23 protein-coding genes are annotated in these 21,794 nt (G+C 68.3%); 10 read left to right on the top strand and 13 right to left on the bottom strand.

The features are described 5' to 3' along the window. Positions 1-32 precede the first annotated feature (32 nt). The 5 genes from FHX60_RS12210 to uvrB form a co-directional block, all read right to left on the bottom strand. The gene (locus FHX60_RS12210; RefSeq protein ID WP_183283505.1) at positions 33-2,129 is read right to left on the bottom strand and encodes a site-specific recombinase; all 2,097 of its coding nucleotides are present in this window, start codon (positions 2,127-2,129) and stop codon (positions 33-35) included. A gap of 81 nt (positions 2,130-2,210) precedes the next feature. Then, positions 2,211-2,699 (bottom strand): low molecular weight protein-tyrosine-phosphatase, encoded by a 489-nt coding sequence (locus FHX60_RS12205; protein WP_183283504.1) that lies wholly within the window; start codon positions 2,697-2,699, stop codon positions 2,211-2,213. 95 nt (positions 2,700-2,794) lie between these two features. Next, positions 2,795-3,037 carry a hypothetical protein gene (locus tag FHX60_RS12200; protein WP_062797958.1) on the bottom strand — a complete coding sequence of 81 codons (243 nt, stop codon included), beginning with the start codon at positions 3,035-3,037 and terminating at the stop codon, positions 2,795-2,797. Between the two features lie 39 nt (positions 3,038-3,076). Next, positions 3,077-3,298, bottom strand: a complete 222-nt coding sequence (locus FHX60_RS12195) for a hypothetical protein (protein WP_111519641.1) — start codon at positions 3,296-3,298, stop codon at positions 3,077-3,079. Positions 3,299-3,388: 90 nt separating this feature from the next. Further along, positions 3,389-5,482, bottom strand: a complete 2,094-nt coding sequence (gene uvrB / locus FHX60_RS12190) for an excinuclease ABC subunit UvrB (protein WP_092313887.1) — start codon at positions 5,480-5,482, stop codon at positions 3,389-3,391. Between the two features lie 172 nt (positions 5,483-5,654). Between uvrB and FHX60_RS12185 the strand changes: the two genes are divergently transcribed. Together FHX60_RS12185 and FHX60_RS12180 are read left to right on the top strand one after the other, a co-directional pair. After that, complete coding sequence (locus FHX60_RS12185) at positions 5,655-6,851, top strand: amino acid aminotransferase (protein ID WP_112775347.1); 1,197 nt, start codon at positions 5,655-5,657, stop codon at positions 6,849-6,851. 307 nt (positions 6,852-7,158) lie between these two features. Further along, positions 7,159-8,427 (top strand): polyhydroxyalkanoate depolymerase, encoded by a 1,269-nt coding sequence (locus FHX60_RS12180; protein ID WP_092313891.1) that lies wholly within the window; start codon positions 7,159-7,161, stop codon positions 8,425-8,427. A gap of 49 nt (positions 8,428-8,476) precedes the next feature. On the opposite strand, the gene FHX60_RS12175 is transcribed toward FHX60_RS12180, so the two are convergent. Then, entirely contained in the window at positions 8,477-9,112 is a 636-nt protein-coding gene (locus tag FHX60_RS12175) for a TetR/AcrR family transcriptional regulator (protein ID WP_092313893.1), read from the bottom strand. 321 nt (positions 9,113-9,433) lie between these two features. On the opposite strand from FHX60_RS12175, the gene rsxB reads away from it, so the two are divergent. Continuing rightward, positions 9,434-10,255 (top strand): electron transport complex subunit RsxB, encoded by an 822-nt coding sequence (gene rsxB / locus FHX60_RS12170; protein ID WP_183283503.1) that lies wholly within the window; start codon positions 9,434-9,436, stop codon positions 10,253-10,255. Continuing rightward, positions 10,252-10,896 (top strand): endonuclease III, encoded by a 645-nt coding sequence (nth, locus tag FHX60_RS12165; protein WP_112775345.1) that lies wholly within the window; start codon positions 10,252-10,254, stop codon positions 10,894-10,896. The genes rsxB and nth overlap by 4 nt, the downstream gene beginning before the upstream one ends. Here nth and FHX60_RS12160 read toward each other — a convergent pair. Beyond that, positions 10,865-11,536, bottom strand: coding sequence for a TetR/AcrR family transcriptional regulator (locus tag FHX60_RS12160; protein WP_183283502.1), 672 nt, complete (start codon positions 11,534-11,536; stop codon positions 10,865-10,867). The genes nth and FHX60_RS12160 overlap by 32 nt on opposite strands. A 98-nt stretch (positions 11,537-11,634) precedes the next feature. Here FHX60_RS12160 and FHX60_RS12155 point away from each other — a divergent pair, with 98 nt between their 5' ends. The 3 genes from FHX60_RS12155 to FHX60_RS12145 are packed head-to-tail and all read left to right on the top strand — an operon-like array spanning position 11,635 to position 14,910. Beyond that, entirely contained in the window at positions 11,635-13,188 is a 1,554-nt protein-coding gene (locus FHX60_RS12155) for a flavin-containing monooxygenase (protein WP_183283501.1), read from the top strand. Beyond that, a complete protein-coding gene (locus tag FHX60_RS12150; protein WP_183283500.1) occupies positions 13,185-14,168 on the top strand; it encodes an alpha/beta fold hydrolase in 984 nt (327 codons plus the stop codon). Before FHX60_RS12155 ends, FHX60_RS12150 begins: the two co-directional genes overlap by 4 nt. A gap of 16 nt (positions 14,169-14,184) precedes the next feature. Then, entirely contained in the window at positions 14,185-14,910 is a 726-nt protein-coding gene (locus FHX60_RS12145; protein ID WP_092313905.1) for a Coq4 family protein, read from the top strand. Positions 14,911-14,984: 74 nt separating this feature from the next. On the opposite strand, the gene FHX60_RS12140 is transcribed toward FHX60_RS12145, so the two are convergent. Together FHX60_RS12140 and FHX60_RS12135 are read right to left on the bottom strand one after the other, a co-directional pair. After that, a complete protein-coding gene (locus FHX60_RS12140; protein ID WP_092313907.1) occupies positions 14,985-15,572 on the bottom strand; it encodes a malonic semialdehyde reductase in 588 nt (195 codons plus the stop codon). An 88-nt stretch (positions 15,573-15,660) separates the two neighbouring features. After that, entirely contained in the window at positions 15,661-16,599 is a 939-nt protein-coding gene (locus FHX60_RS12135) for a DMT family transporter (protein WP_183283499.1), read from the bottom strand. Positions 16,600-16,699: 100 nt separating this feature from the next. Between FHX60_RS12135 and FHX60_RS12130 the strand changes: the two genes are divergently transcribed. Next, the gene (locus FHX60_RS12130; protein ID WP_092313911.1) at positions 16,700-17,131 is read left to right on the top strand and encodes a DUF1841 family protein; all 432 of its coding nucleotides are present in this window, start codon (positions 16,700-16,702) and stop codon (positions 17,129-17,131) included. Between the two features lie 133 nt (positions 17,132-17,264). Further along, positions 17,265-18,560: a phospholipase A gene (locus FHX60_RS12125; RefSeq protein ID WP_112775340.1), complete on the top strand. Its 1,296-nt coding sequence runs from the start codon at positions 17,265-17,267 to the stop codon at positions 18,558-18,560. Between the two features lie 18 nt (positions 18,561-18,578). On the opposite strand, the gene FHX60_RS12120 is transcribed toward FHX60_RS12125, so the two are convergent. After that, entirely contained in the window at positions 18,579-19,010 is a 432-nt protein-coding gene (locus tag FHX60_RS12120) for a thioredoxin family protein (RefSeq protein ID WP_112775339.1), read from the bottom strand. Between the two features lie 99 nt (positions 19,011-19,109). Further along, positions 19,110-19,685, bottom strand: coding sequence for a nucleotide exchange factor GrpE (grpE, locus tag FHX60_RS12115; RefSeq protein WP_092313917.1), 576 nt, complete (start codon positions 19,683-19,685; stop codon positions 19,110-19,112). Positions 19,686-20,010: 325 nt separating this feature from the next. Here grpE and FHX60_RS27705 point away from each other — a divergent pair, with 325 nt between their 5' ends. Then, positions 20,011-20,133, top strand: a complete 123-nt coding sequence (locus FHX60_RS27705; RefSeq protein WP_260163861.1) for a hypothetical protein — start codon at positions 20,011-20,013, stop codon at positions 20,131-20,133. 62 nt (positions 20,134-20,195) lie between these two features. On the opposite strand, the gene FHX60_RS12110 is transcribed toward FHX60_RS27705, so the two are convergent. Both FHX60_RS12110 and hemH read right to left on the bottom strand, forming a co-directional pair. Continuing rightward, positions 20,196-20,591 carry an Hsp15 family ribosome-associated heat shock protein gene (locus tag FHX60_RS12110; RefSeq protein WP_092313921.1) on the bottom strand — a complete coding sequence of 132 codons (396 nt, stop codon included), beginning with the start codon at positions 20,589-20,591 and terminating at the stop codon, positions 20,196-20,198. After that, positions 20,588-21,703, bottom strand: coding sequence for a ferrochelatase (gene hemH, locus FHX60_RS12105; RefSeq protein ID WP_092313923.1), 1,116 nt, complete (start codon positions 21,701-21,703; stop codon positions 20,588-20,590). Before hemH ends, FHX60_RS12110 begins: the two co-directional genes overlap by 4 nt. Between the last annotated feature and the right edge of the window lie 91 nt (positions 21,704-21,794).

The raw sequence follows: 21,794 nt of genomic DNA, 5'->3' as shown, positions 1-21,794 counted from the left end.
AACTACCCCTGCCGCACCGCACCACCCCGCCCTCAGGCCTGGCGCCCGCCTGCAGCCGCCTGCGCCGGTGCCGCGCGCGGCGGCACCAGCAGCGACAGCGGGTGTTTCAGGATGCGCCGCCGCACGGCCGCGCTCAGCTCGGCGCGATCGATGCGCCGCAAATTGCGTGACCGCAGCGCCATATTGAACGCCAGCGCAAAGCTGACCGCCACATTCAGCATGCCCATCAGCGCGATGCCCGCCACTGCCAGCCACAGCGCCGGCATGCGCAGCGCGTCCCACCCCAGCACGCCGATCGCCGCCCCCACCGACCCGGTCGAGAGCGTCACATGGCGCACTTCCATATGCGGGCCGAAAAAGCTCAGGATTTCCGGCCCCAGCCCCAGCAGCAGGCCCAGCGACACGTTGGCGACGATGCCCGACAGGTTGCGCTTCCAGAAGTCCGCGACCCGGGTGGCGCCGTGCGCGCCCAGCACGTACTGCAGGCGCCGGTGGTAGGCCATCACGTCGTGCACGCGGTGCAGCGCGAACCAGTTGTCGGCCCAGCCCGCGAACAGGCTGGACAGCCACAGCAGCACGCCGGTGAAGGCAGCGTACAGCGGCGTCGGCCCCAGGATCGAGAAGGACTCGATGGTGGCGATCGCCTTGGCCGGCGTGATCAGGTTGGTACCCAGCAGCCTGCGCGCCAGCCACTGGATGCCCAGCGCCACCGGGAACACCACCGCCAGGTTGCCGGCAATGGCCGCCGCGTTGGAGCGGATCATGGCGACGGTGTCGTCGACGAAGATCTCGCGCCCTTCCGGCCGACCCGCGTTGTCGAGCCGGTGCGCCAGCGCGGGCCCGGTCATGGCCGGCTGCTTGGTCGCCAGCGTGAAGTGCGCGAAGTGGATGGCCAAGAAGCTGCCGGCATAGTTGAGCGAGGCCAGCACGCCTTCGCTGAACTTGTCCAGGTGCAGCCCGTAGATCAGGAACTTCAGGTACACCGTGGCCACCGAGACCAGGCCGCCGCCCGCCGCGGCGCGCACCAGCTCGGCATATTCGCGGCGGTCGCGCGCGATGTAGTGCTCGCCGGTTTCGGCCGAGCGGTCCACCACCTTGCGCGCCAGCTGTGCGAACGAGGTGCCGGCCAGATGCGCAATGCTGCGCCGCGCCTGGGTCGAGCGGATCAGCTCGGCCACCAGGTGCGCCGGCATGCCGGGACGCCCCGGCTCGACCCACGCCGCCAGCAGCAGCTCGATGCGGCCGAGCTGCACCTTCATGCGCTCGATCTGGAACACCACTTCGACCGATACGCCGTTTTCCTCCAGCTCTTCGTACACATGGCGGGCGGCGGCGTGGCAGCCATCGAGCAGCGCGCGGAAGTAGTTCAGGCGATGGCCGAAGCTGTGGTCGTCGCGGCGCAGGCCGTCCTCGCGCAAGGCCTGGATGGCCTCGTCCAGGCGGAAGAACGGGGTGTCCTCGACACGCCCCGCCAGCCGCGAGCGGATCGCCTGGCTCAGGCCGGTGGCGCGCACCTGGCTGACCAGCACCGCGATGCTGGTGGCCAGGGTCTGCCCCAGCGCCTCGCGATAGCGCGCCAGGCCCGCCGCCTCGCCATCGGCGCGGCCGGCCTCCAGCACGCGTGCCAGCCGCGCCATCAGCGCATCGTCGATGGCCTCGACCCAGTCGGCATCTTCGTCGCCGACGAACACCAGCGCAAACAGCGCCGCCATGTCGCTGCGGTTCGGCGGCGGCGGCAAAAAGCGGCTCTGCAGCCGGCTCACCATCTCGCTGACGAAACCGGGATGCTGCGCCACGCCGGTATCGCAGAACAGGCCGGTGGGGTCGTTCTCGCGCAGCAGGCTGCGCACCGTCAGCGCAAAGCGCGCGGCCCAGTCCGGATGCCGCTCCAGCACCTGCAGCAGATAGCGCACGCGCACGAGTTCCGGGTGGCGGCGCGGCGCGCCGTCTTCCTGGCTGTCGGCATCGCTGCCGAGGCCGCCGTCGCGGCGGATCCAGAAGGCCAGCTCGATCAGCCAGCCGTTGCGCTCGGCCAGCGGCGCCTGCGGATCGGCCGCGGCCAGGATGGCGTCGAGCTGCAGGCTGGCATTGCGCGACTCGCGCCATTTGCGGAACAGTTTGCGGAGCATGGGTTCTCGTCGGGATCGGGCCACCGGCCGCAGGCGCAGCGCGCCGCGGCGGGGCCGGGAAAGACTGGATGGCGGACCGGCTCAGCCGGCCGGATGCTGCAGGCGCTGGCGCAGTTCGGCCACCAGGCCGTCGCAGGCATCTTCGATGTAGTCGAGCACGCGCTCGAAGCCGTCGCCTTCGCCGTAATACGGGTCCGGCACCTCGTCGGTGTGATGGCGGGTGGCGAAGCTCATCAGCAGCCGCACCTTGTCGCCGGCATCCGGGCGCAGCTGCAGCAGGCCGGCCAGGTTCTCGCGGTCCATCGCCAGGATCAGGTCGAAGCGGTCGAAGTCGGGCACGCCGACCTTGCGCGCGCGCAGCGCCGACAGGTCATAGCCGCGCCGCAACGCATGGCGCTGGGTGCGGGGATCGGGGGCGCGGCCGAGGTGGTATTCATGCGTGCCGGCCGAATCCAGCTCCACCAGCGCCGCCAGTCCGGCGGCATCGAGCTTGGCGCGCAGCACGCCCTCCGCCGTGGGGGAACGGCAGATATTCCCCATGCAACACATCAGGATGGCGTATGGCTTCATCGGATCAAGGCTTGGCAAGGTGGCATGGAGGCGCGATTCTACCTGCCGCCCTTTGCGCCGGCCCGGCTTGCCGCGGATCGCGACGGACCGCGACGCTAGGCGAGCTGCTTGGCCAGCCGCTCGCCGTGCGCAAACCCGGCTACCTGCGCGGCCTCGGCCGACTTGTAGTGGTCGGTGATGCGCGAGCTGTCGGTCAGCGTGCCGGCGGCCCGGATGTTAGTGCCGGGGCGGCACACGCGCACGGTGTACGACCATTCGCTCTGTGATCGCTGCCTGACCTGCACTTGCACTTCGTGGGTTTCATAGACCTTCTTCTTCCATTCGCCGATGTCGGTCATTGTGGTTTCTCCACGGGAAATGGGGGTGCCGCCGGCGCGCTAGCTGACCTCGCCCGCGTCGATCGCGCGCATCGCGCCCGCCTCGGCCAAGGCAATGGCGGCTTCGGGCGTGGGCGCGTCGCCGGCGATTGCCTCGAAGCTCGGGCCGGTCGGTTCGCCAAAGGCGTCGGCGATGCGCATCTGCGCGGCAAAGCCGCCGGCGGCATTCGGGACCGCGGTGACGACCACCGCGTAGCCGCCGTATTCAAACTGGCGTTCCATCGTGCCTCCTTTGCAGCGGTCTGTTGCCCTGCCCTGCCGGCGCCGCCGAGGATTTCACTATAGGCGAAGCGCGCCCGGCGTTGCGGCGTATCAGGCAGGCGAGGCAGGCGGCAGCGCGCCCTCGCCGCTGGCGCCGAACACCTGCGCCTTGAGCTTGGCCAGCTGGTCGCGCACCTGCGCCGCCTGTTCGAACTCCAGGTTGCGCGCATGCTCGAGCATGAGCTTCTCCAGCCGCTTGATCTCCTTCGAGACCTGCTTCTCGCTCATCTCCTCGTAGCGTGCCTGCTCCTGCGCCGCCTGCAGCTCGGCCCGGGCGTCGCTGACGTTGTAGACGCCGTCGATGATGTCCTTGATGCGCTTGACCACGCCGCGCGGCGTGATGCCGTTGGCTTCGTTGAAGGCGATCTGCTTGGCGCGGCGGCGCTCGGTCTCGTCGATGGCCTTCTTCATCGAGTCGGTCATGCGGTCCGCGTACAGGATCGCGGTGCCGTTGACGTTGCGCGCGGCGCGGCCGATGGTCTGGATCAGCGAGCGCTCGGCGCGCAGGAAGCCCTCCTTGTCCGCGTCGAGGATCGCCACCAGCGATACCTCGGGAATATCCAGCCCCTCGCGCAGCAGGTTGATCCCCACCAGCACGTCGAAGGTGCCCAGGCGCAGGTCGCGGATGATCTCGACACGCTCGACGGTATCGATATCCGAGTGCAGGTAGCGCACCTTGACGCCGTTCTCGGTCAGGAACTCGGTCAGCTGCTCGGCCATGCGCTTGGTCAGCGTGGTCACCAGCACGCGCTCGCCGGCACCGACGCGGGCATGGATCTCCGACAGCAGGTCATCCACCTGCGTGGTCGCGGGGCGCACCATGATGACCGGGTCGACCAGGCCGGTCGGCCGCACCACCTGCTCCACCACCTGGCCGGCGTGCTCCCGCTCGAACTGCGCCGGCGTGGCCGTGACGAACATCACCTGCCGCATCTTGCGCTCGAACTCGTCGAACTTGAGCGGCCGGTTGTCCAGCGCCGACGGCAGCCGGAAGCCATATTCGACCAGCGTGGTCTTGCGCGCGCGGTCGCCGTTGTACATGCCGTTGAGCTGGCCGATCAGCACGTGCGACTCGTCCAGGAACATCAGCGCGTCGGGCGGCAGGTAGTCGACCAGCGTCGGCGGCGGATCGCCGGGGCGCGCGCCGGACAAGTGCCGCGAATAGTTCTCGATGCCCTTGCAGAAACCGAGCTCGGACAGCATCTCGAGGTCGAAGCGGGTGCGCTGCTCGAGCCGCTGCGCCTCCACCAGCCGGTTTTCCTTGTGGAAGAACTCCAGCCGCTCGCGCAGTTCGTCCTTGATCGCCTCGATCGCGCGCAGCACGGTCTCGCGCGGGGTCACGTAGTGGCTCGACGGGTAGACCGTGAAGCGCGGGATCTTCTGCCGCACCCGCCCCGTCAGCGGATCGAAGAAATGCAGCGACTCGACTTCGTCGTCGAACATCTCCAGCCGCACCGCCATCTCGGCATGCTCGGCCGGGAAGATGTCGATGGTGTCGCCGCGCACGCGGAAGGTGCCGCGCTGGAAGTCGGTCTCGTTGCGGGTGTACTGCATCGCGATCAGGCGCGCGATCACGTCGCGCTGGCTGATCTTGTCGCCGGCCCGCAGCGTCAGGATCATCTGGTGGTATTCGGTCGGGTTGCCGATACCGTAGATCGCCGACACGGTCGCGACGATGATCGTGTCGCGGCGCTCCAGCAGGCTCTTGGTCGCCGACAGCCGCATCTGCTCGATATGCTCGTTGATCGACGAGTCCTTCTCGATAAACAGGTCGCGCTGCGGGACGTAGGCCTCGGGCTGGTAGTAGTCGTAGTAGCTGACGAAGTACTCGACGGCATTGCGCGGGAAGAACTCGCGGAATTCCGCGTAGAGCTGCGCCGCCAGCGTCTTGTTGGGCGCGAACACGATGGCCGGCCGCCCCATGCGGGCGATCACGTTGGCCATGGTGAAGGTCTTGCCCGAACCGGTAACGCCCAGCAGGGTCTGGAACGACAGGCCGTCCTCCACCCCCTCCACCAGCTGCCGGATTGCCTCGGGCTGGTCGCCGGCGGGCGGGAACGGCTGGTACAACTGGAACGGGGAGCCGGGAAATGTGACGAATTTGTCTTCGTCCAGGGCCGGCGCGGCTTCGGCAAGGTTCGTCATAGGGGCGTGACTAGGGAAATACCTGAGGAAAACGGGCGGATTACGCTAGAATCTTGGGGTTGTCAGCCCCCGCTTCAAGCCAAGAAGAGCGCGGCCGGGCCTGCCAGCCTCCAGCGCAGTACGGAGCATTCTACGCCTTCCGTTTTTCACATAGCCGACCACGAGATTCCAAATGAGTTTGTTTTCTGCCGTCGAGATGGCCCCGCGCGACCCGATCCTGGGCCTCAACGAAGCCTTCAATGCCGACACCCGCGCGACCAAGGTCAACCTGGGCGTTGGCGTGTACTTCACCGACGAAGGGAAAATCCCCCTGCTGCGCGCCGTCCAGGAGGCAGAAAAAGCCCGTCTGACCACCGCCACCCCGCGCGGCTACCTGCCGATCGAGGGCATCGCGGCCTATGACCAGGCGGTGCAGACGCTGCTGTTCGGCAAGGAATCGCCGCTGATCACGGAAGGCCGCGTGGTGACGGCCCAGGCACTTGGCGGCACCGGCGCGCTGAAGATCGGCGCCGACTTCCTGAAGCGCCTGTACCCGGACGCCAAGGTCGCCATCAGCGACCCGAGCTGGGAAAACCACCGCGCGCTGTTCGAATCGGCCGGCTTCCCGGTGGTCAACTACGCCTACTACGACGCCCCCAGCCACGGCCTGAACTTCGCCGGCATGGTGGAATCGCTGAAGTCGTTCCCGGCCAACACCATCGTCGTGCTGCACGCGTGCTGCCACAACCCGACCGGCGTCGACCTGTCGCCCGAGCAGTGGCAACAGGTGGTGGAACTGGTCAAGGAACGCAACCTGATTCCGTTCCTCGACATGGCCTACCAGGGCTTTGCCGACGGCATCGACGCCGACGGCGCCGCGGTGCGTTTGTTCGCGGACTCAGGCCTGCCGTTCTTCGTGTCGAGCTCGTTCTCGAAGAGCTTCTCGCTGTACGGCGAGCGCGTCGGCGCGCTGTCGATCGTCACCACCAGCAAGGAAGAAGCGCAGCGCGTGATGTCGCAGGTCAAGCGCGTGATCCGCACCAACTATTCCAACCCGCCGACCCACGGCGGCACCGTGGTCGCAACCGTGCTGAACAGCCCGGAACTGCGCGCCATGTGGGAAGAAGAACTGGCCGAAATGCGCGACCGCATCAAGCTGATGCGCCACGCGCTGGTCGACAAGCTGGCCGCCAAGGGCGTGCCGGGCGACTTCTCGTTCGTCAAGGCCCAGCGCGGCATGTTCTCGTACTCGGGCCTGACCTCGGCCCAGGTCGACCGCCTGCGCAACGAGCACGGCATCTATGCCGTCAGCACCGGCCGCATCTGCGTGGCGGCGCTGAACAGCCGCAACATCGATGCGGTGGTCGACGCGATCGCAGCGGTGATGTAACACCGCATCAGTTGCCGCGCCGCAACGGCCGGCAACTGGCGTATGCATCACAATGCCATAAAAAAAAAGCGGCTTCGGCCGCTTTTTGCATTTGTTTGCGATGTTGTAGGACGTTGTCACGGAAAAATCAGGCCTATGCCTTATTGTGTTCCGCGCATACGGAAGTACTTTAAGGTATATGCTGCAAAGCAAGATCGTTAGCACGGTCGTTCGATTCAGGCATAATCGGCGCACACGATCCAAGGTGTATTGTCAGTACATTGTTACTTGGTGGTACGCATTCTCAGTAAGACCAGGCAGAAACGGCATGCTCTATCAACTGCATGAGTTCCAGCGCTCGATCCTGCACCCGCTGACAGCGTGGGCCCAGGCGACCGCCAAGACCTTCACCAACCCCCTCAGCCCGATGTCGCTGGTACCTGGCGCGCCCCGCCTCGCCGCCGGCTACGAACTGCTGTACCGGCTCGGCAAGGAATACGAAAAACCGGCGTTCGATATCAAGTCGGTGCGCTCCAACGGGCGCGACATCCCCATCGTCGAGCAGACCGTGCTGGAGAAGCCCTTCTGCAAGCTGCTGCGCTTCAAGCGCTATGCCGACGACCCCGAGACCATCAAGCTGCTCAAGGACGAACCCGTGGTGCTGGTGGCGGCGCCGCTGTCGGGCCACCATGCCACGCTGCTGCGCGATACCGTGCGCACGCTGCTGCAGGACCACAAGGTCTACGTCACCGACTGGATCGACGCGCGCATGGTGCCGGTCGAGGAAGGCGCCTTCCACCTGTCGGACTACATCTACTACATCCAGGAATTCATCCGCCATATCGGCGCCGAGAACCTGCACGTGATCTCGGTGTGCCAGCCCACGGTACCGGTGCTGGCCGCGATTTCGCTGATGGCTTCCGCCGGCGAAAAGACGCCGCGCACCATGACCATGATGGGCGGCCCGATCGATGCCCGCAAAAGCCCGACCGCGGTCAACTCGCTGGCGACCAACAAGTCCTACGAGTGGTTCGAGAACAACGTCATCTACACCGTGCCGGCCAACTACCCCGGCCACGGCCGCCGGGTCTACCCGGGCTTCCTGCAGCATGCCGGCTTTGTCGCGATGAACCCGGACCGGCACCTGTCGTCGCACTATGACTACTACCTGAGCCTGGTCGAGGGCGATGCCGACGACGCCGAGGCGCACGTGCGCTTCTACGACGAATACAACGCGGTGCTCGACATGGCCGCCGAGTACTACCTCGACACCATCCGCGAGGTGTTCCAGGAATTCCGCCTGGCCAACGGCACCTGGGCCATCGACGGCAAGCCGGTGCGCCCGCAGGACATCAAGGCCACGGCGCTGATGACGATCGAGGGCGAGCTCGACGATATCTCCGGCGCGGGCCAGACCGCCGCCGCGCACGACCTGTGCGCCGGCATCCCGAAAAACCGCAAGCAGCACCTGAACGCGGAGCGTTGCGGCCACTACGGGATCTTCTCGGGCCGGCGCTGGCGCGAGGACATCTACCCGCAGCTGCGCGACTTTATCCGCAAGTATCACCAGGCCCCGGTGGCCGTGGCCAGCAAGTAAAAAACGCCCGCGCAAGCGGGCGTTTCCTTATGGCAGCGCTGCCGGCGGCTCAGGGCTTCTTCAGGTAGCTCAGCAGCATGTCCGTGTGCAGTTCGGCAAAGCGCTCGTGCTCCTGCTGCGACGCCACGTCGCGGCCGATCACGGCGCTGATGGTGTAGCGGTTCGACAGCACGTAGTAGCCCAGCGCGGAAATCGTCAGGTAGAACTGCGGCACGTCGATATGGTCGCGGAACAGTCCCTGCTGCTGGCCGCGCCGGATCACGTCGGCGAGCACGTCGACCACCGGGTTGATCAGCTGCTGCAGCTGCGACGATTTCTTCAGGTGCCGCGCCTCGTGCAGGTTCTCGCTGTTGACCAGGCGGATAAACTCGGGGTGTTCGTAGTACCAGTCCCAGACGAAACGGGCCAGCGTGCGCACGCCCTCGACCGGATCTTCGTCGACCAGGTGCAGTTGCTCTTCGGCGGCGCGGAAGTTGGCGTATTGCTTCTCCAGCACCGCCAGGAACAGGCCCTCCTTGCTGCCGTAGTAGTAATACAGCATGCGCTCGTTGGTTTCCGCGCGCCGGGCAATCTGGTCGACGCGGGCGCCGGCCAGACCACCCTTGGCGAATTCCTCGGTGGCCGCAGCGAGGATGCGTCGGCGCGTCCCTTCCGGGTCGCGTTTGGTCTTGGGCTCTGTTGACATGAGGTGTGGTCGATCGTTGCGCGGATTATGGCACAGGCCGGAATGCGGCAATCCGGCCGCGCGACGCGCATCATCGCCGTTTCTGTCCGCCGGCGAAATCGGGGATAATCCTTGCGGCGCGAAAACCGCAGGGTCCGCAGAGACCCCGGTGCCGCAGGGGCCGCCAGCACATTGTCCGCCCCGGAAGGGCCGCCGTTATGTCGCCAACCGCTCACAGCATCGCGCAAATTTCGTGCTTTGCCCGTGGCCGCGCCGCGCTGGTGCCGCTGCTGGTGCGCCTTTTTGACCCCGCTCTTGTCCCCTGAATAGCTGTCCGTTGTCGTGAATCCCGCCGTCAAGTCCCTCGCCGACCGTCTCGAGGCGCTGCTGCCGCAGACCCAGTGCACCAAGTGCGGCTTCAATGGCTGCCGCCCTTACGCCGAAGCCATGGCCAGCGGCGCAGCCGCCTGCAACCGTTGTCCGCCCGGCGGCGCGCAGGGCATCGCGCGCCTGGCCGCGCTGCTCGGCACCGAACCGCTGCCGCTCGATCCGGAGCGCGGCAGCGAGCAGCCGCGCGCGGTCGCCCGCATCGACGAGAGCCTGTGCATCGGCTGCACGCTCTGCATCCAGGCCTGCCCGGTCGACGCCATCGCCGGCGCCGCCAAGCAGATGCATACCGTGATCCCCGAGTTGTGCACCGGCTGCGACCTGTGCGTGCCGCCCTGCCCGGTCGACTGCATCGACATGGTCCCTGTCACCGGCACCCGCACCGGCTGGGACGCGTGGTCGCAGGCGCAGGCCGATGCCGCGCAGGCGCGCTACCTGGCGCGCAACGCGCGGCTGGTGCGCGAGCGCGAGGAAAACGATGCGCGCCTGGCCGCCAAGGCCGCCGCCAAGCTTGCCGCGGTGCAGGCCGAAGCGCCCGAGAACGACGCCGAGCGCGCCGCGCAGGAACGCAAGCGCGCCATCATCCAGGCCGCGATCGAACGCGCGCGGCAGAAGCAGCAGGCCGCGCGGCCGCGCAATACCGACAACGTGTCGGCCGCGGTGCAGGCGCAGATCGACGCCGCCGAAGCGCGGCGCGCGCGCGCCGGGCTGACGACGCGGCAGGATGACCCCAATCCCGCCCAGGACCCGGCCAACGACCCGAAAAAAGAATCATGAACGCTGCCAAGTGCCGTGCTATCTTCGAGACGCTGCGCGAAGTCAATCCGGCGCCGACCACGGAACTGGAGTACAGCTCGCCGTTCGAGCTGCTGATCGCCGTGCTGCTGTCGGCGCAGGCTACCGACGTGGGCGTGAACAAGGCCACGCGCCGGCTGTTCCCGGTCGCGCATACCCCGCGGCAGATGCTGGAGCTGGGCGAAGCCGGCCTGAGCGAATACATCAAGACCATCGGCCTGTACAAGACCAAGGCGAAGCATGTGATCGAGACCTGCCGCATCCTGGTCGAACGCCATGGCGGCAAGGTGCCGGCGGAGCGCGAGGCGCTGGAGGCGCTGCCGGGCGTGGGCCGCAAGACCGCCAACGTGGTGCTCAACACCGCGTTCGGACAGCCGACCATCGCGGTCGACACGCATATCTTCCGGGTCTCGAACCGCACCGGCCTGGCGCCGGGCAAGAACGTCGACATGGTCGAGCAGAAGCTGCTCAAGTGCGTGCCGCATGAATTCCTGCATGACGCCCATCACTGGCTGATCCTGCACGGCCGCTACGTGTGCAAGGCACGCAAGCCGGAATGCTGGCACTGCGCGATCGAAACGCTGTGCGAGTTCAGGGAGAAAACCCCGGCGCCGCAGCTGTAGCCGCGACCGGCGCTGGTGCTGGCGCGTGCGCCAGCACCAGCGCCAGCTGCAGCGCGGTGCGCGCGACCACCTCGACCCCGGGGCTGTAGCCGTGGCGGATCCAGCGCACGGCAAGATGGACCACGCCGCCCGCCACGCCCGCCGTCAGCAACGGATCGCGCTCGCGCCCCGGCGGCAGCAGCGCCTGCGCCAGCAGCCCGCCAAATTCATCCAGCGAATCGGCCAGCGCGCCGTCGACCAGCTTGCTGACGCCACGGATTTCCACCAGGAACACCCGCGCCGAGCGCGGTTCGCGCTGCAGCGCGCCGAAATAGGCGCGCAGCATTGCCAGCGCTTGTTGCGCGCCGTCGTGGCCGGCCGCCTCCCCTGCCTGCACCAGGATGTGCAGCAGGCGCTGGGTCACTGTTTGAAACGATGCCAGCAGCAAGGCCTCGCTGTTGGCGAATGACTCGTAGAAATAGCGCTCGGTCAGGCCCGCGGCCTCGCACACGGCCTTGACGGTGGCGTTCTGGTAACCGCGCTCGCCGTAGACCTGCACGGCCGCGGCGATCAGTTGCGCGCGGCGCTGGGCACGGCGCTCTTCGGCTTCCGCGCCGCGGTAGCGGCGCGCGGGAGTCAGCTCGGGGGTCATGTGCGCCATTATGGCATTCCCTATGGCCACAAAACGCGCGGAAAACTTGCCGGATCGCTTCTGACAATCTATGTTGTCAGAAACGTCACTCGTCCGGATGCCTTCCCATGCGCGATGCCAGTTCCGATGACGCAGTTCTCGATGTCCTGATCGTGGGCGCCGGCCTGTCCGGCATCGGTGCGGCGCGCCAGCTGCAGAGGCGCTGTCCCGGCAAGCGCTACGCCATCCTCGAGGCGCGCGACGCCATCGGCGGCACCTGGGACCTGTTCCGCTACCCCGGCATCCGCTCGGACTCTGACATGTACACGCTGGGCTATCGCTTCAAGCCCTGGCGCGGCGCCAAGGCCATCGCCGACGGCCCGTCGATCCGCGCCTATATCCGCGAGACCGCCGCGGAAGCCGGCATCACGCGCCAGATCCGCTTCGGCCACCGAGTGGTCAGCGCGGCTTGGGACAGCGCCGACGCATGCTGGACCGTCGAAGCCGAACGCAGCACTGACCGCAGCCGGGTGCGGCTGCGCGCGCGCCTGCTCTATGTCTGCGCCGGCTATTACAGCTATGCCGAGGCCCACCGTCCCGCGTTCGACGGCGAGCACCGTTTTCGCGGCCGCATCGTGCATCCGCAGTTCTGGGACGAGTCGCTGGACTACGCCGGCAAGCGCGTGGTGGTGATCGGCAGCGGCGCCACCGCGGTCACGCTGGTGCCGGCGATGGCCGCCAGCGCGGCGCACGTGACCATGCTGCAGCGCTCGCCCACCTATATCGTGTCGCGCCCCGGCGAGGATGCCATTGCGCGCACCCTGCGGCGCGTGCTGCCGGAGCGGCTGGCCTACACCGCCACACGCTGGAAGAACGTGCTGCTTGGCATGACCTTCTTCCAGCTGGCACGGCGCCGGCCGCAACGCGTCAAGACGCGCCTGGTCGGCATGGCGGCGGCGCAGCTGCCGCCGGGCTTCGACGTGGCGACGCATTTCACGCCGCGCTACAAGCCCTGGGACCAGCGCCTGTGCCTGGTGCCCGACGGCGACCTGTTCCGCGCCCTGCGCGAGGGCCGCGCCTCGGTGGTGACCGACACCATCAAGCGCTTCACCGAAAACGGCATCGAGCTGGCCGGCGGCAAGTCGCTGGACGCGGATATCGTGGTGACGGCAACCGGGCTGAAGCTGAACATGCTGGGCGACATTGCGCTCACCGTCGACGGCCAGCCGCGCCGCCCCGCCGAATGCCTGGCCTACAAGGGCATGATGCTCAGCGACGTGCCCAACCTGGTGCTGGCGTTCGGCTACACCAACGCCTCGTGGACGCTCAAGGCCGACCTGACGGCCGAGTACGTCTGCCGCCTGCTGCGCCACATGGACCGCCATGGCCACCGCATCGCGGTGCCGCGCGCGCCCGCCGCGGTGCAGCCGACGCCGTTCCTCGACTTCACCTCGGGCTATGTGCAGCGCGCCGCCGGCGTGCTGCCGCGCCAAGGCGACCGCAAGCCGTGGCGCGTGCACCAGAACTACTTCAGAGACCTGCTGACGATCCGGCACGGGCGCATCGCCGATGGCGTGCTGCAGTTCGGCGCGCCGCCGGCGCTGCGCGAGCCGCGCAACGCGCAGGAGGCAACGGGCGCCAACACGGTCGCAGCCGTCGCCGCCGGCGAGGTGCAGCCATGACCTTCGCGCTCATCGCCGTGGCCGTGGTGCTGGCGCTGCTCCTGCTGTCCGGCGCCGCGCTATGGCTGTACACGTGGCGCACCGTCCGGCGCATCGAAGCCGCGATGCCGCCGCCGGGCCGCTTTATCGACGTGCCCGGCGCGCGGCTGCATGTGGTGGAGCGCGGGCAAGGCCCCGCGCTGCTGCTGGTACATGGCCTGTCGGGCCAGCTCGAGAACTTCAGCTACGGCATGATCGCGCCGCTGGCCGAGAGCTTCCGTGTCATCGCGGTCGACCGCCCCGGCGCGGGCCATTCCACGCGCACGCCCGGCAGCGCCGCCGACCTGCCCGCGCAGGCCGACGCGCTCGCCGCACTGTGCGACCGGCTGGGCCTGGAACGGCCGCTGGTGGTGGGCCATTCGCTGGGCGGCGCCATTGCGCTGGCTCTGGCAGTGCGCCATCCGGAACGCGTCGGCGGCCTGGCGCTGATCGCGCCGCTGACGCACCCGCCCAGGGAGATCTCGCCGGTGTTCAGGGCCATGACCGTGCCGCGCGCATGGCAGCGCCGGCTGCTGGCCTGGACCCTGGTGGTGCCGATGTCGCTCCGTCATCGCGCCGAGGTCATGGACATCGTGTTCGGCCCCGACCCGGTGCCGGACGACTTCCCGACCCGCGGCGGCGGCCTGCTGGCCTTGCGCCCGCGCCATTTCCTGGCGGCGTCGGAGGACCTGATCGGCGCCGCGCAGAGCCTGCCGGCGCTGCTGCGCGACTACGGCACGCTGCGCGTGCCGGTCAGCGTGCTGTACGGCCGCGACGACCGCATCCTCGACTTCGCCGAGCATGGCGAAGCGCTGGTGGCCAGGGTGCCCGGCGCCTCGCTGACCCTGGTCAGCGGCGGGCATATGCTGCCGGTGACCGCCATCGCCACCAGCGTCGATTTCGTGCGCGCCGCCGCCGCGCGGATGCAGGTGTCCCCGCCGCGGCCGGCACAGGCCGCTTGATCCAAGGAGACTGCCCATGGCCACCACGACCGGTTCCAACCCCTACAAGCAGGATCTCTTCGCCGCGTTCCGCGCCGTGCGCAAGCTGATGGCGGACGGCAACGACACCGAGCAGGTATTCCGCATCATGCGCGCGCTCAACGGCCCGTCGATGCCGCGCAACTTCAGCCGCCTGCTGGCCACGCACGACGGGCGCCGCATGGTCTACCAGCGCATCGAACTGGCCGAGCGCCTGTCCGATCCCGCTTACGTGGCCGCCTTCGCGCCGGGCACGGTCGGCGCCGCCTATCGCGCATTCCTCGAACAGACCGGATACAGCGCGGACGGACTGGCCAGGGTGTCGAACCTCGACCAGGAACCGTTGCTCGAGGACGCCTACCTGTGGTTCGGCCGGCGCACGCGCGACATCCACGATATCTGGCACGTGCTCACCGGCTACCGCGCCGACGAAAGCCTGGGCGAGGCCGCGCTGGTGGCGTTCAGCTATGCGCAGACCGGCGGCAGGGGCTGGGCCTTCATCGCCATCGCGGCGTCGCTGAAGAGCCTGCGCGTAAGCGGCAGCCTGGCCTTTGCGCGCGCCGTGCTGGAAGGCTACCGGCTGGGCCGCCGCGCCGGCTGGCTGCTGGGCGAGGATTACGAGAAGCTGCTGCACGAACCGATCGACGCGGCGCGCGCGCGGCTCGGGATCGGCGAACCGCGCCGCTACCTGGCCTGCAATCCGATGCAGCAATGGACGGCCTGATCGCACGCCTGGCAAGCCGCGATAAAAAAAGCGACCACGCGGGTCGCTTTTTTGTTTGCCGGTGCCGGGCGTGCTCAGACGATGCGGCAGGCTTCGTCGAACGACAGGCGCGGGCCACGCGGATACAGCTTGTCGGCCACGCCATAGCCCAGGTTGCACAGGAAGTTGACCTGCCACTTGCCATCCGGGAAGAACGCCGCGTTGACCTTGTCGGCGTCGAAGCCGCCCATCGGACCGCAGTCCAGGCCCAGCGCGCGCGCCGCCAGGATGAAGTAGCCGCCCTGCAGCGAGCTGTTCATCAGCGCGTCGCGGGCGATCTTTGCGTCGTTGCCGGCGTACCAGGAGCGCGCGTCGGCGTGCGGAAACAGCTTGGGCAGCTGGTCGTGGAAGGCGGTGTCGAAGGCGATGATCGCGGTCACCGGCGCCGAGCGCGTCTTGTCGACGTTGCCGGCCGACACGCAGTCCACCAGGCGCGCCTTCTCGGCGGCGCTCTTGACGAACACGATGCGCGCCGGGCTGCTGTTGGCAGCGGTCGGGCCGAACTTCATCGCTTCATAGATCTGGTGCAGCACGGCGTCGTCCACATGGCGGTCCTGCCACACGTTGTGCGTGCGGGCCTCGGTGAACAGTTGTGCCAGCGCGGCGTGGTCGATCTGGGACATGCGCGTCCTTTCTGTACGGGAGGTGAGAGAAGGCGCGATTGTACCCAAGCGCTGGCGCGCCTCGCGACAGCGCCTTTGAGCAACCCGTTCAATTCCCTTGCATGTCGGCCCGCGCCGGCGCCGGCGCGCTGCCGCGGCGGGTCAGCCACAGCACCCCCGCCAGGATCAGGCCACCGCCCAGCGCCTGCGCCGCGCCGATCTGCTCGCCCAGCAGCAAGGCCGCCAGCACCACGGTGACCACCGGCTCCAGCGTCGACAGCATCGACGCCTGCGCCGCGCCCAGGCGCTGCAGCCCGGCAAAGAAGGTCAGGATCGCCAGCACGGTGGACAGCAACGCGATCCCCGCCAGCGCCAGCCAGCCGCCGGCATCGGCCGGGAACTGCGGCGGCGCGCCGGCGCCGGCGCGCAGCACGCCGACCACGCCGTAGACCAGCGCCGCCGCGGTGCAGATCACGGTGGTGGTGGCGATCGGATTGACGCCGGCGGTCAGGCGCGCGCCGACGATGATGTAGACGGAATAGATCACTGCCGCCGCCAGCCCCAGCGCAATCCCCAGGGGCGAGCCCGCGCCGCCCCCGACCGTCAGCCCGGCCCCGACCGAGCACAGCACCAGTGCCACCACCGCGGCAGTGGTCAGCCGCTCCTTCAGGAAGATGGCCGCGAGGATGGTCACGAACAGCGGGTACAGGTACAGCAGCAGCGCCACCAGGCTGGCCTGCGCGTGGTTGAGCGCGCTGAAGAAGCAGAACGACTGGCCGACATAGCCGATGCCCCCCATCGCCGCCAGGGCCAGCACGCGGCGCCACCGCGGCAGCGCGATGCCGCGCGTGCGCATCACCCACGCCAGCGCCGCCGCGGCCAGCACGAAGCGCACCAGCAGCAGCCCGTACACGTCCGCGCCGGCAGCGTAGGCAAAACGGGCGAAGATGGCCATGGCGCCGAAGGCGCTGGCCGAGACCGCGATCAGCAGCACGCCGGCCAGCTTGTCGCGGGCAGCGGTCGGGGCGGTGGGGGCGGAAGCGCTCATCGGGCGGGCAGGGAGTCGGCGATCCCGCATTCTACTTGGCGCCATCGCCACGGTCGGGCCGCCGGCAAGGCTTGCCCCCGTCGTCTACAATGGCGCCACCATGTTCAATCCCTCACGAGAAGAAGTCCGCCGGTTCTTCTGCGATGCCTGGCAGAAGCAGATCGCAGGCGGCGTGCTGACCCCGCTGGAAGCCATCGCCGTCGACTGGATCGGCGAGCACCCCGAGTACCACGCGCTGCTGCGCGACACCGAAGGCGCGCTGGCGCAGGACTACACGCCCGAGCAAGGACAGACCAATCCCTTCCTGCACCTGGCGATGCACCTGTCGATTTCGGAGCAGGTCTCGGTCGACCAGCCGCGCGGCATCCGCCAGGCCTACGAGGCACTGGCGCGCCGGCTCGATTCCCCGCACGAAGCCCAGCACCAGGTGATGGAATGCCTGGGCGAGATGCTGTGGCAGGCCCAGCGCAGCGGCCAGCCGCCGGACGGCGACCACTACGTCGATTGCGTCAAGCGCCGCGCCAACCGCTGACGGCCGCCCGCAGGTACGCGCAAAAAGTGCAGCGTACAATTCCTCACAATCCTTTTGGGCGTGCGTGGTAGGCTTTGGGCTCCGAGTTTTCCCCTAGTTGCGTTGCCATCACCCGGCAACGTCGCTCATCTTCATGCCCCGTAATGCCCTTTTCCCGCGGCAGCGCCTGGCGCCAGCCAGCCGTGCCGTCGCCCCGCTCTGCCTGTCGCTGATGCTTGCCTGGCCGCTGGCCGGCCATGCCGGCGTGGCGCTGCTGCAGCCGCCACGCGTGATCGACGGCAACCAGCCGCTGACGCTGACCCTGGTGGTGTCGGCCGACAACACCACGCGCCGCTACCGTATTCCCGACACACTGGAAGTGACCGCCTCCGGCGACCTGCTGGCACCGGTGCGGCTGGTGCTGTGGCGCGAGGTCTCCGGCCCCGCCGTGGTCAACCTGCGCCGCGGCGAGCATCGCGCCATCCGCTACACGGTGGCGCTGCCGCCGGTGCTGCGCGGCCACGTGCGGCTGGATGCCACCGGCATCGACGCCGCGCCGGTGCTGGTCACGCTGAACCGGCTGCCCCAGCCGGGCGAGACGGCCACGTCGACGCCGCCGGTGGCCAGCCAGGCGCCGGCCACAGTGGACAGCCCTGAATCCGCCGACAGCGCGCCCGTCCCGGTGACGGGGATCACCACGGCCGAGGCCACGGCGCCCGCCCCGGCCGACCTGCGCGACAGCGCCCGGCTGTCGTTCCACGACCCGATGTACTTCCTGGCCGGCGCGCACGGTGGCGCCAACGCCAAGTTCCAGTTCAGCTTCAAGTACCGCATCTTCGAGGGCGAGGACCCTGCCTCGAAGCGCCTGTTCGACAACCTCTATTTCAGCTACACCCAGTTCTCGCTGTGGGACCTGAGCGAGGATTCGGCGCCGTTCCGCGACACCAACTACCGGCCCAGCCTGTTCTACTACCTGTCGGATACCGGGGTGCGCAACAGCGTGATCAGCCGGATGTCGCTGGCCACCGGCCTGGAGCACGAGTCCAACGGCCGCAACGGCGTGGAGTCGCGCAGCATCAACACGGTGTTCGTCAAGCCGACCTTTTATTTTGGCGACCAGAACGACTGGCACTGGCGCGTCGCGCCCAAGCTCTACGCCTATGTGGAAAAGGCCGACAACCCGGACATCGCCCACTACCGCGGCTTCATGGACCTGGGCATCGCCTATGGGCGGCCGGACTCATGGGAGCTTTCGGCAACGCTGCGCAAGGGCACGCGCAAGTGGTACGGCAGCGTCGACGCGCAGCTGACCTACCCGATGGCGCGGCTGATCCCCGGCACGGCCGGGTACCTGATGGCGGGATATTTCGTCGGCTATGGCGAGAGCCTGCTCGACTACAACCACAAGCTGCCCTGGCAGTTCCGCATCGGCTACGCGCTGACGCGCTGATGCGCTGAAGCCGGGCGGCTAGCCCGCCAGCGGCTTGCCGCTGGCCTTCAGGCGCGCATTGGCCACGGCCGCGGCGAACTGCCCGTGTCCGTGCCAGCCGGTGGCCCGGCCCAGCTTCTTGCCGTTCTGGAAGAACATGAACACCGGGATGCCGTGCAGGCCGAAGCGCCGCCCCAGTTCCGGGTGCGCATAGACGTTGGCGTGCAGCCAGTGCAGATCCAGCGCGCGCACCGGCCCGGGATTGGCCAGCATCGCCTTCTTCGCCATTTCGCAATTGAAGCAGTCGACGCCCCAGAAGAACACGCACACCAGCGCGTCGCCGGCCGCGGCGATGGCGCCGTCGATGGTGGCCTCGTCGACCTCGCGCATGGCAAAGGCGTCAAAGGCGCGGTGGTCCAGATGCGGGGCCGCGGACGGATCCGGCGCGCCGGCTTGCGGTTCGGTGCTCATGATTCGCTCCTGATGCGGTTCGCCCCGGCTGAGGCTCGCTGCCAATGACGAACGCCCGGGCCGGCAGGCACCGGGCGTCTGGCCGGCACGGCCGGCGGCTTACTTCGGCGCCGCCACCGTGACCAGCGCCGGGCGCAGCACGCGGTCGGCAATGGTGTAGCCGCGCTGGAGCACGGTCACCACGGTGTTGGGCTCCTGCTCCGCCGGCACCATCGAGATGGCCTGGTGGCGGTGCGGGTCGAACTTCTCGCCTACCGGGTTGAGTTCGACGATCTTGCCGCGCTCGAAGGCGGCGGCCAGCTGGCGCGCGGTCAGTTCCACGCCTTCGCGCAGCTTGGCGATATCGCCGGAGCCGTCGGCCAGCGCGGCCTGCAGGCTGTCCATGACCGGCAGCAGGTTGTCGGCAAAGTTCTCGATGGCGAACTTGTGCGCCTTGGCGACATCTTCCTGCGCCCGGCGGCGGATATTCTCGCCTTCGGCCACGGCGCGCATGTACAGGTCGTAATGCTCGCTGGCCTTGGCTTCCAGGGCGGCCAGCTGGGCCGCCACGTCGTCCACGGCGGTAGCCGCGGTGTCGGGCGCGCCGGTCTCCGGGCTGGCGGTGGCGGTGCTGGCCACCTCATCGCCCGCAGGCGTCGCAGTCTGGTTGGATGGCGTCTGCTTCTGGTCTTCCATGTCGATCCGTATCAATGCAGTGTCGCGGCCCGCCGTCAGCTGGCCGCGGGTGGTAAATCGGCGTGTGCCCGATGCAGGTGGTGGCAGCTCGCCGCATTTCAAGAGTGGCGCCGGCGCGACGCCGAAACACACGGTTACAAAGCCCGGCCCGATGCAATCGACGCCTTATTGCTTTGCGCCAGCGCCCTCACTAAGATTCCTAGTAAGAAAAATGACAAAAATGTCGAGGGCCTTGGAGATGGTTCATTTTTGTGCCGCTTCCGAAAGGTTGGCCATGCATAAGCTCCCAGTCGTGACTTTGTGCCTCGTGGCCGCATTGGCGGTCATGACCGTCTTTATCTGCGTGTCCGGCGCCTTCACCCCGCGCGATACGGAGTATGGCAGTGGCAAGGCGGTGTTCAAGCACTACATCGTTCCCTTCGTCAGCCAGGACGTCGCGCAGGAATAAGCTGCCCCACCTGGCGATCCATCGCGCGGCGGCACCGGCAACGGTGCCGCCGCGCTGCCATCTCAGCTGTTGAAATCGTCGATGCGGCGGCGGTCACGCTTGGTCGGGCGCCCCTGAAGCTGCGCGGAGGGCTCGGGCTGCAGGCGCCGGCGCTCGGCGTCGGCGGCCCGGCGCGACTGGCTCTCGGCACTTTCCTGATACAGGGTCTGCGCCACCGGCGCCGGCCCGCGCGCCGCGGCGATGCCCTTCACTTCCAGCTCCCAGCGCTGCTGGTGTGCTTCCAGCGCAACCTTGTCGCCGGGCTTGACCTCGCGCGAGTTCTTGCACAGCTGGCCGTTCACCGTCACCTTGCCGCGCTCCACCGCTTCGGCCGCGAGCGAGCGCGTCTTGAAGAAACGCGCGCACCACAGCCATTTGTCGATGCGCTGGCGCGCATCCGCGTCGAAATCCACGTTCATGCCGCCGCTCCCCGCGCCTGCGCACGCGTGCGCCGCGCCTCCAGATCATGCGCATGCGGCGTGGCAAGCGGCCAGCCCTGCAGGTGCTGCAGCGCGATCTCCGCCATCGCCGCCACCCACGGCGCGGCATCGTTCATGCATGGAATGAAATGGAAGTCCTTGCCGCCCGCGACCTTGAACTCAGTCTGGCCTTCCATGGCGATTTCTTCCAGCGTTTCGATGCAGTCCGCCGGAAAGCCCGGACAGAACACGTCCACGCGCCCGGCACCGACCTTGCCCAGTTCCGCCAGCGTCGGCGCGGTATAGGGCTGCAGCCACTCGGCCTTGCCGAAGCGCGACTGGAACGTCACCTGGTACTGCCCCGGCTGCAGGCCCAGCGCCTCGCCCAGCAGGCGGCCGGTCTTCAGGCATTCGCAGTGATAGGGATCGCCCAGCTCGAGCGTGCGCCGCGGCACGCCGTGGAACGACAGGATCAGCTTGTCGCCCTGGCCGAAATCCGGCATGCCGTGCCGGCTCCAGTAGGCGCCGACCTGCTGCTGCAGCGCCGAGATATACGCGGGATGGTCATGGAAATGCTTGACCAGCCGCAGTTCCGGCTGGTTGCGCCACTGGCCCAGCACGCGGAACACCTCGTCGAAGGCCGTGGCCGTGGTGGTGCCCGAGTATTGCGGATACATCGGCAGCACCAGCACCTGCTCGCAGCCCTGGCGGCGCAGCGCTTCCATCACCGAGGCGATCGACGGGTTGCCGTAGCGCATCGCGCACGCCACCGTCACGTCGTGGCCGTTCTGGTGCAGCAGCCGCTGCAGCGCGTGCGCCTGGCGCTCGCTGTAGACCAGCAGCGGCGAGCCCGTCATATGGGCCTCGCGCAGCCAGATCGATTCGTACTTGAGAGCCGACGCGCGCGAGCGCAGCGGCAGGATCACGCCGTACAGCAGCGGCAGCCACGCCGCGCGCGGAATCTCCACCACGCGCGGGTCGGACAGGAACTGCTTCAGGTAGCGCCCCACCGCCTTGGGCGTGGGGGCATCGGGGGTGCCCAGGTTGACCAGCAGGATCGCCGTGCGCGGCGCCTGGCCGTGCTGGTAGGCCGGTTCGGGAGAAAACGTCATGTCGCTTCCGGGTTGGCGCGATGCCGGGATGGGACGGGCGCGGCGCACTGGCGCCGGGCCCGTGCGGCGGGAATGGAGCCGCCGGTCAGAC

The sequence above is a fragment of the Cupriavidus alkaliphilus genome, from assembly GCF_014191175.1.
GTDB lineage: Bacteria > Pseudomonadota > Gammaproteobacteria > Burkholderiales > Burkholderiaceae > Cupriavidus > Cupriavidus alkaliphilus.
This window is presented reverse-complemented; position numbering and strand designations above follow the sequence as displayed.